Source organism: Bradyrhizobium sp. SHOUNA76, from assembly GCF_023006445.1.
GTDB lineage: Bacteria > Pseudomonadota > Alphaproteobacteria > Rhizobiales > Xanthobacteraceae > Bradyrhizobium.
Map to the genome: position 1 here is coordinate 1 of NZ_JALBHA010000257.1, position 8,779 is coordinate 8,779.

At 65.2% G+C, this 8,779-nt stretch carries 8 protein-coding genes and 1 pseudogene; 4 read left to right on the forward strand and 5 right to left on the reverse strand.

Features of this window, described 5'->3' with window-relative positions:
* The 5 genes from MOV74_RS23220 to MOV74_RS23240 all read right to left on the reverse strand — a co-directional run.
* Window positions 1-1,625 (reverse strand): SulP family inorganic anion transporter (locus MOV74_RS23220; protein WP_246927471.1); only part of this gene is annotated, 1,625 nt, incomplete at its 3' end.
* A 112-nt stretch (window positions 1,626-1,737) separates the two neighbouring features.
* Window positions 1,738-2,010 (reverse strand): helix-turn-helix domain-containing protein, encoded by a 273-nt coding sequence (locus MOV74_RS23225; RefSeq protein ID WP_246927473.1) that lies wholly within the window; start codon window positions 2,008-2,010, stop codon window positions 1,738-1,740.
* A gap of 329 nt (window positions 2,011-2,339) precedes the next feature.
* On the reverse strand, window positions 2,340-4,388 hold the full coding sequence (locus MOV74_RS23230) for an elongation factor G (protein WP_246927474.1): 2,049 nt from the start codon (window positions 4,386-4,388) through the stop codon (window positions 2,340-2,342).
* A gap of 190 nt (window positions 4,389-4,578) precedes the next feature.
* The gene (locus MOV74_RS23235) at window positions 4,579-5,061 is read right to left on the reverse strand and encodes a DUF992 domain-containing protein (protein WP_246927476.1); all 483 of its coding nucleotides are present in this window, start codon (window positions 5,059-5,061) and stop codon (window positions 4,579-4,581) included.
* 315 nt (window positions 5,062-5,376) lie between these two features.
* Entirely contained in the window at window positions 5,377-6,579 is a 1,203-nt protein-coding gene (locus MOV74_RS23240; protein WP_063203616.1) for a pyridoxal phosphate-dependent aminotransferase, read from the reverse strand.
* A gap of 648 nt (window positions 6,580-7,227) precedes the next feature.
* Between MOV74_RS23240 and MOV74_RS23245 the strand changes: the two genes are divergently transcribed.
* The 4 genes and pseudogenes from MOV74_RS23245 to MOV74_RS23260 form a co-directional block, all read left to right on the forward strand.
* Window positions 7,228-7,878 carry a glutathione S-transferase family protein gene (locus tag MOV74_RS23245; RefSeq protein ID WP_246927478.1) on the forward strand — a complete coding sequence of 217 codons (651 nt, stop codon included), beginning with the start codon at window positions 7,228-7,230 and terminating at the stop codon, window positions 7,876-7,878.
* Window positions 7,879-8,036: 158 nt separating this feature from the next.
* Window positions 8,037-8,213, forward strand: a complete 177-nt coding sequence (locus tag MOV74_RS23250; RefSeq protein WP_246927481.1) for a hypothetical protein — start codon at window positions 8,037-8,039, stop codon at window positions 8,211-8,213.
* A 73-nt stretch (window positions 8,214-8,286) separates the two neighbouring features.
* Complete coding sequence (locus MOV74_RS23255; protein ID WP_246927483.1) at window positions 8,287-8,445, forward strand: hypothetical protein; 159 nt, start codon at window positions 8,287-8,289, stop codon at window positions 8,443-8,445.
* A gap of 128 nt (window positions 8,446-8,573) precedes the next feature.
* Window positions 8,574-8,779: pseudogene (locus MOV74_RS23260) on the forward strand (hypothetical protein); the annotation flags it as partial.

Below are 8,779 nucleotides of genomic sequence, written 5' to 3' on the forward strand. Positions count from 1 at the left end.
ACCGCGGGCGAAGCCCCCGTGATGAACAGCCGGATGCCCTGGCGGTGCGCCTGGGCGGCGACCCGGCCGAGCACGTTGGCCGCCGTCGAATCCAGGAACGGCACCGCGGCGAAATCGACCACGAACGCCTTGCGCTTGTCGGCAACCCCGTCGAGCACGCCCCCGATCGCGGAGGCCGCGCCGAAGAAGAACGCACCGGTGATGCGGTAGACCAGCACGTCGCGATCGACCGCAAGCGCAGGATCGTAGGGAACGCGATCGCCATTGCCGTCGTCGGGACGATCACCGGCGACCAATGGCGAGCGTTCCTCGATGCCCGTCATCTCCGCCATGCGATGGATGAACAGCACCGCGCCGAGCGCGAAGCCGACCAGGATGCCTTCGGTGAGGTCGCGGAAGATCGTCAGCAGGAAGGTCGCGAGCAGCACGATTGCATCGCCCCATGACGAGCGCAGCAGCGTCGCGAATTCCTGCTTCTCCGCCATGGTCCAGGCCACCACGACCAGCACTGAGGCCAGCGCAGCCAGCGGGATGTAGCTTGCGAGCGGCGCAGCGATCAGCATGAACAGCAGCAGAAAGACCGAATGCAGCATGCCCGCGAGCGGCCCGCGCGCGCCGGCGCGGATGTTGGTCGCGGTGCGTGCGATCAGTCCGGTGACGCAGATGCCGCCGAACAGCGCGGAGCCCATATTGGCGGCGCCTTGCGCCACCAGCTCGCAATTGGAGCGGTGGCGACGCCCGGTCATGCCGTCGGCGACCACCGCCGACAGCAGCGATTCGATGGCGGCCAGCAGCGCGAATGCGATCGCATCCGGCAGCACGGCGGTCGCCTTCGCAATCGAGAACGCCGGCAAGGCTGGCGAGGGCAATTCGCGCGGAATGCCGCCGAAGCGCGAGCCGATGGTTTCGACCGGGAGCGCCAGCACGCTGCTGGCGACCGCAGCAAACACGACGGCGATCAGGATGCCGGGCCATGACGGCCGCCACCGGCGCAAGGTCGCGATGATGGCGATGCTGACGATGGCGACCGCGACGGCGGACGGATTGACGGTGTTGAGGCCGCCGGCAAGCGCAACGAGCTTCGGCACGAATTCGCTGGGCTCTTTCCCCGCGAGCGTGATGCCTGCGAGATCGCGGAGCTGACTCGCGAAGATGATCACGGCGATGCCGGCGGTGAAGCCGACCGTGACCGGATAGGGAATGAACTTGATGTAGGTGCCGACCCGCAGCAGGCCCGCGGCGATCAGGAACAGGCCCGCCATCATGGTGGCGAGAATGACGCCGTCGGCGCCGTGACGCTCCGCGGTCGCCGCGACCAATACGATGAACGCGCCGGCAGGTCCGCCGATCTGGAACCGGCTGCCGCCGAGCAGCGAGGCGATGAAGCCGCCGACGACGGCGGTGTAGAGGCCGCGGTCCGGCGTCACGCCCGAGGCGATCGCGATTGCCATTGACAGCGGCAGCGCCACGATCGCAACCGTCAGGCCGGCGAAGACGTCGGCGCGGAAGTCCGATAGCCCGTAGCCTTCACGCCAGACGGTGACGAGCTTTGGCAGATACAGTTCGGCAAAGGTCGGCTGACGCAGCTGATGCAGCCGGCTGGCGTGATCGCTTGTGATGCTCATCTCGGCAAAGTGCTCCGCTGCCCCTCGATGCTCCGAAGCATCGTGCGTCCCGTGTTGCCGAGGTGCGACGATGCGCTAGCCCATCTTGATCCCGAACACGATCACCGTCCGATCATGCTCCGACGCGGCGCGGCGGCCCGGGCTCCTTCAGGCGAACGCCACGTCCGCCGCTGTCGCTGCGGACCTGCTCGCCGATCAGCTCGACGCCGGCCCGGTCGAACGCCTCGACCACCTTGATCAGGGTCTCGACCACGCCACGCACATTGCCGGTGCTGGCTTCCATCCGCTGGATGGTCGGCAGCGAAACGCCGGCGAGTTCGGCCAGGGCTTTCTGATCAATGCCAAGCAGCGCGCGGGCTGCCCGCATCTGAAACGACGTGATCACCGTGGCCTCACTTACCAGCACTTATAAATGATATCTAAGACATATACAATGATGTATAATACATCATTCGCGGCTGGACGCAAGTGGCTGCCCGTCTGTCTCCTCCGTCATTGCATTGCGAGGGGCCCTTGCGACAAAGCAATGCAGGCTGCCTCCGCAGAGACAGTCTCTGGATTGCTTCGCTTCGCTCGCAATGACGCGTGGAGGGGGCGAGGCCTACATGAAACGCAGCACGCGCGGAAACAGCCCCTCACCCCACCCTCTCCCCGCGAAGAGCGAGGAGAGGGCGTGAGAAGGTGCGCCTCTCTTATTGTATTGCGCGAAACCGATCACGCCGCGTGTTGATGTGCGGCGATGATCTGGTCGGCGGCGCGGCCGGTGACCTCGGCCATGTGGTCGAACTGGCGCGTGAAGCTGCCGGCGCCGGCGGTGGCCGAGCGCAGTTCCACGATCAGTTCGCCGATCTCGGCTTCCGGCATCATGGCGCGGACGCAGTCCCAGCCGCTCCAGCCGTCGCGGGTGTCGAAGCCGAGGATCTGGCCGCGCCGCGCCGACAGGATCGCGTTGATCTTGGCGGTGGCGTCGGTCGGGCAGACGATCTCGACCACGTGGATCGGCTCCAGCAGCACCGACTGGCACTGCGGCAGACCTTCGTTGAGCCCGACCCGCGCCGCCGTGCGAAAGGCGAGGTCGGAGGAATCGACGCTGTGATAGGAGCCGTCGGTCAGCGTCACCTGCACATCGGTGACGGGGAAACCGAGCGGACCACGCGTCAATCCGTCGACGACGCCTTCTTCCACCGCGCCGATGTAGTTGCGCGGCACGGCGCCGCCGACGACCTTCTCGGCGAACTTGAACCCCTCGCCGCGCGGCAGCGGCCTGATGTCGAGCACGACGTCACCGAACTGGCCGTGGCCGCCGGACTGCTTCTTGTGGCGGCCGCGCTGGACGATCGGCTTGCGGATGGTCTCCTGGTAGCCGATCGCAGGCGGATGCGAGGTGATCTTGACGCCGAAGCGGTCGCGCAGCCGCTCGCTGGCGACGCGCAGATGCATCTCGCCCTGTCCCCACAGCACGGTGTCGTGGGTCTGGGCGTTCATCACGATGACGAGCGAGGGATCCTCCTCGTGCAGCCGTGTCAGCGCCTGGCCGAGCTTGACGTCGTCCTTGCGGTCGGTGGCCGCAACCGAGATCGCGAGCACCGGCGGCGTCGGTTCAGCGGCGGCGAGCGCCGCCGGCGGGGTCTTGCCGTTCGAGACCGTGTCACCGGTCTTGATCGGATCGACTTTGGCGAGCGCCACCGTGTCGCCGGCTTCTGCCGCCGCGCGCTTGGTGTCGTAGGAGCCGTTGACGGCAAGAATGCCGGAGACGCGGCCCGCTCCGCCGGAGGAGGATTGCAAGGTCGCACCGTCGTCGAGACGACCGGCGAGCAGTCGCGTCAGCGACAGCTTGCCGCCGTGCTGCGAATGCAGCGTCTTGAAGACGAAACCGAGCGCGTCCCTGGTCTCGGGAACGCCGAGACGTTTTGCCGTCTCCGAAATGCCCGGCGCCTCGTGACGCAGCGCTTTCATCAAACGCAACACGCCGTTCTCGCGCGCGGCGGCGCCCAGCAACACCGGGCAGATCAGCCCCTCGCGCAACTCGCGGGCGAGATCGTCGAACACGGCATCGCGTGGCGGCTGGATGTCCTCGAGCAGTTGCTCCATCAGCGCATCGTCGTGATCGGCGAGCTTCTCCAGCATGGAGAAGCGGGCTTCCTTCTCGCGATCGAGATTGCCGCCTTCGAGCGCGACCACCTCGGAGGCCTTGTGCTCGCGATAGACGAAGGCGCGTTCCAGCGCGAGATCGACGAAGCCCTCGATCAGTTCGTCCTTCCAGATCGGGATCTGGCGCAGCACCAGCGGCACGCGGGAGGCGGGCTGCAGCATTGCGAGCGACTCGCGGATGCGCTGGCTCGCACGGTCGATCTTGTTGAGGAACAGGAAACGCGGGATCTTCAGCTCCTCCAGCTCGCGCAGGATAATCTGAAGCTGCGGCAGCTTCTTCTCGTCGGCCTCGCAGACCACGATCGCGGCATCGACCGCGGGCAGCGCGGCGCGCATGTCGTGGGCAAACTCGACGGAACCGGGACAATCGAGGAAGGTGTAGCTGTCGCCCATGAAACTCGTGGTGGCGGCAGTCAGCCCGACGGTCATCTTGTGATGACGGGCCTCTGGGGTCGCGTCGCCGATGGAAGTTCCGGCGTCGACGCTGCCGGCGCGCGGGATTGCGCCCGTTCGCGCCAGTATTGCTTCGAGAAGTGTGGTTTTACCGCTTTGGAAAGGGCCCACCAGCGCGATGCACCGGGGACCTCGGGGACTTCTGACGTCTTGTCCCATTCGCCGCCTCCTTGGTGTGGAGCTCGGCCCATGATTGGGTCGGCAAACGCAGATGCTCTGCCCGTCCCCGAGATTTGGCAAGCATCAAAACGTCGCTGCGGTGCGTCGTCCGTTAGATCAAGTCTTAGCGGCGCAATGTTCCACTTCTCCCAGCGGGAAGAGGTGAACCGACATCGCCGTCGTCGCGCGCTCAACGGCCCGGACGAAGTTCCAGGCTCTCGAGGCCGGCGGCAACGTTGAGGCCGACCTGACCCTGCACGCTGAGCGGCTGGAGCGCGATCGAATTGTTGGAGCCGCCGACCAGCACGTTGCCGCCAAGGCCGACGCCGATCGAAGCGCTGCCCTGAGCGCCCGCGTAGTTGCCTGAGAGGTCGCCCGGGCCGAGCCGATCGACCGGTGCGAACACGCCCCACGCCAAAGCCGTCTCCTGGGTGATGCCGATGTCGAGACCGACCTTGCGGATTGTCGCGACGTAGCGATCGTCGGGCAGGCCGTCGGCGCGCAGCACGCAGCCGAGATGGGTCACCGATCCCACGATGAAGCCGACACTGGCGCCGCCACGGCATTCGAGCACACCGACCCGCGCCATCCGCTGCTGCTGCGCGCTGCCGCCCACGCTGGAGGCAACGAGGCTGGCGGCTGCGAGCCCGGCGAAGATGAACGAACGGCGCATGAAATATCTCCGGCGATGATGTGGTGCGAGCAGAGAGCGCTCCACCCGCGTTGCGTGTCTATGCCACAAGAGCCGTGGCCGTGCCAGATCGTGCACGGGGATTAGCGTGCAAACAACGAAAAGGCCCGCCGGAGGCGGGCCTTTTCGGAGATGTCGTAGGGTGGGCAAAGCGAAGCGTGCCCACGCATTTTTTGCGATCGAGAGAGACGGTGGGCACAGCGCAAGTGCGCCTTTGCCCACCCTACGATTCCAGACTCGCGGAGAGAACTCCCATCCCACAAGAGCGGGAAGAAGACACCGCTTGTCGCGACAGCCTTACCGCAGATTGCCGCAGAAGCGCTGGATGCGCTTGCAGGCGTCTTCGAGATCCGAGGTCTTGGTCGCGTAGGAGATGCGGAACGCCGGGCCGAGGCCGAAGGCCGAACCCTGCACCACCGCGACGCCTTCAGTCTCAAGCAGCTCGGTGACGAAGTCCTCGTCATTGCCGATCACCTTGCCCGACGGCGCGGTCTTGCCGATCGTGCCGGCGCAGGACGGATAGACGTAGAAGGCGCCCTCGGGACGCGGGCATTCGATCCCCTTGGCCTGGTTGAGCATGGAGACGACGAGGTCGCGCCGCTCCTTGAACACCTTGTTGTTGGCGGGGATGAAGTCCTGCGGACCGTTCAGAGCTTCCACCGCGGCCCATTGCGCGATCGAGGACGGGTTCGAAGTCGACTGCGACTGGATGGTCGCCATCGCCTTGATCAGCTGCGCGGGGCCGCCGGCATAGCCGATGCGCCAGCCGGTCATGCAATAGGCCTTCGACACGCCGTTCACGGTGAGCGTGCGGTCGTAGAGCTTCGGCTCGACCTGCGCGACAGTGGTGAACTGGAAGTCGTCATAGACGAGGTGCTCGTACATGTCGTCGGTCATCACCCAGACGTGGGGATGCTTCACCAGCACGTCGGTGAGCGCCTTCAGTTCCGAACGCGTGTAGGCAGCTCCCGTCGGGTTCGACGGCGAGCACAGGATCACCCATTTGGTCTTCGGCGTGATCGCGCGCTCGAGGGCTTCGGCCTGGAGCTTGAAACCAGTCGCGGCGGTGCAGACCACCGGCACCGGCTCGCCGCCGGCGAGCGCCACCATTTCAGGATAGCTGACCCAGTACGGCGCGGGAATGATCACCTCGTCGCCCGGATTGATGGTGGCCATTAGCGCGTTGTACAGCACCTGCTTGCCGCCGGTGCCGACGATGATCTGGTTCGGCTTGTAGGTGACGCCGTTCTCGCGCTGAAACTTGGCGATGATCGCGTCCTTCAGCTCGGGAATGCCGTCGACTGCGGTGTACTTGGTCTTGCCGGCCTCGATGGCGTGGATCGCCGCCAGCTTGATGTTGGCGGGCGTGTCGAAGTCGGGCTCGCCGGCGCCAAGGCCGATGACGTTGCGGCCAGCCGCTTTCAGCGCGCGTGCTTTATCCGTGACCGCGATGGTCGCGGACGGCTTCACACGGTCGAGCGCAGCGGCAAGGAAGGACATCGTCATCTCCTGACAAGCGTCGTGAAACCTTTCGTCTCACGACTCCGATTGTGGGAATGTGTCCACCCTAAAATGTGAGCCGCTGCATCGCAAGAAACTTCGGCCCGATCCCGGAAAAACTTACGGGTGGGACGCGTTTCGAGGCACGATGTCCCGCAATTTTCCGCAACTTTGCCTCCGGATTTGCTCATATCCGGCAAGGCGTGTCCTCGGAGCAATTTTGCGTGTTTGGTGCTGCGACGAAAACCGCTCGCCGTCATGCCTGGGCTTGCCCCGCCTGCGCGGCCGAAGCCGCTTCGGCGAGGCGAAGGCCCGCGCATCCACGTTCTTCGTGCCGTGTGGCAACACGTGGATGGCCGGGACCGCCCGGCCATGACGATGCTGAGGCATTGGACTTGTCCCCGATAGTCTACGATGCCCTACCCGCTTCACGATCCCGCAGAGCAAAGCCACGACGCGCTGACGCAAGCGTGATCTGATTTGCAGCGTCGCGCGAAAATGATCTTCTGCACCGTTGCAGTGCGGTAGGGTTTTCGAGTTTTTCTATTGGCCGGCCCTTGCGGCGGATTCGCATCGGCATCATTGTTTAGCCGCGTCGCGGGGTCACGAGCGCCGCGTATTCCCGTCCTAGGATTCGAACTTCCCGGAATGTACAAGCTCTATTCGATGCAACGCTCGGGCAACAGCTACAAGGTCCGCCTTGCGCTGGCACTGCTCAACCTGCCTTACGAAGCGATCGAGGTGGACATTCTGCGCGGCGAGAGCCGCACGCCGGACTTCCTGACCAAGAACCCGTCGGGACAGGTGCCGCTGCTCGAGGTCGGCAACGACCGCTATCTCGCCGAATCCAATGCCATCCTCTGGTACGTCGCCGTCGGCACTCCGCTTGCGCCCGAGAACCGCATCGACCGTGCCGAGGCGCTGCAATGGATGTTCTTCGAGCAGCACGCGCTCGAACCGAACATCGGCGCCGCCTATTTCTGGCTGTCGCTGGTCAAGGGCGGCCGCGACCTCCAGACCCATTCGCTGGAAGATTGGATGGAGCGCGGCTATGGCGCGCTCCAGGTGATGGAGAACCACCTCAAGACCAACGCCTATTTCGCCGCGCGCCAGCTCACGGTCGCCGACATCGCGCTGTACGGCTACACCCACCTGGCCGACCGCTGCGACTTCGACCTCCAGGCCTTCCCTGCGATCCGGGACTGGCTGAAGCGGGTGGAAGCCGCTCCCGGCTTCGTGTCGATGGACTGGCGGCCGGCCGACATCGACGATCCCGCCAGCATCGCCGCCAGCGCCTGACGTCGCCCGCCCTGCTCTGCGGAAATAGCGGGTATAAAGGTAATATTTGCCGCAATCTGGCCATTTTCATCGCGAGAGCCGCCGCAATATTGCCGGTTGAAACTGGGAAATTGTAGAAAGTCGCGGGTGATTCGCTCGCGCGTTGAGGGATTTAGACCATGATACGGGCGTCCGGCACGGCAGGCTTTCACGGCCATCCCGATACCGTCGCGTCTTCCCGACTGACCAACGCGGTCGCGGCCTCGCTCGCCGTCGCCGCGCTCTCGCTGTGCCTGATCGTCACCCTGACGGTGCTGTCGACCAAGGCGACCATGGCGATGGGCCTGCCGGTCTGACTCCCGTTTCATCCTGGTCCAGCCTTCAAGGCGCTGCATGCCCCGCGCCCACCGGCATCGCAACAGGACGTCGATGAAATCACCTGTGGTAGTCGTTGCAATCACACTGACCGCGGCGATCCTGGTCGCGGCGTCGCTGCTGATTGTCGTCGGCACCCGCAAGGGCCCGGGGCCGTCGACGCTGAACGCGCCTGCGCAGCAACAGCGCGTCAAGCACACGCACCTCGTTTAAAATCATCCGAAAGCCTTACACTTGCAAGCAAGCGCGCCTTAGGCACACCGCACGAAAACACATCGCAATGGCGCAACCATCAGTCAGAGTTGCGGTTTTACCTCGTTCGGGAGGAGCGAGACTGGTCCATGCGGTTCGGATGGCGTGCGATCTCCGGTCCGGTGTTGACGGCAGCAACCCTGCTGCTGGCGATGCTCCTCGATCGCTTTATCCCCACTCCCTCGCCCGCGCCGTTGCTCGTCGGCATCGTGGCGCTTGCCGGCGCGCTGTCGGGTCTCGCCTCCGCCATCACCAGCGCAGCCGTCGCGGTGATCGGTGCGGCGCTGTTCTTCCT

Bases quoted from the DNA above. Each gene is read 5' to 3' on its own strand.
- MOV74_RS23230 (WP_246927474.1), bottom strand. From the start codon at position 4,388: ATGGGACAAGACGTCAGAAGTCCCCGAGGTCCCCGGTGCATCGCGCTG.
- MOV74_RS23235 (WP_246927476.1), bottom strand. From the start codon at position 5,061: ATGCGCCGTTCGTTCATCTTCGCCGGGCTCGCAGCCGCCAGCCTCGTT.
- MOV74_RS23240 (WP_063203616.1), bottom strand. From the start codon at position 6,579: ATGTCCTTCCTTGCCGCTGCGCTCGACCGTGTGAAGCCGTCCGCGACC.
- MOV74_RS23245 (WP_246927478.1), top strand. From the start codon at position 7,228: ATGTACAAGCTCTATTCGATGCAACGCTCGGGCAACAGCTACAAGGTC.
- MOV74_RS23250 (WP_246927481.1), top strand. From the start codon at position 8,037: ATGATACGGGCGTCCGGCACGGCAGGCTTTCACGGCCATCCCGATACC.
- MOV74_RS23255 (WP_246927483.1), top strand. From the start codon at position 8,287: ATGAAATCACCTGTGGTAGTCGTTGCAATCACACTGACCGCGGCGATC.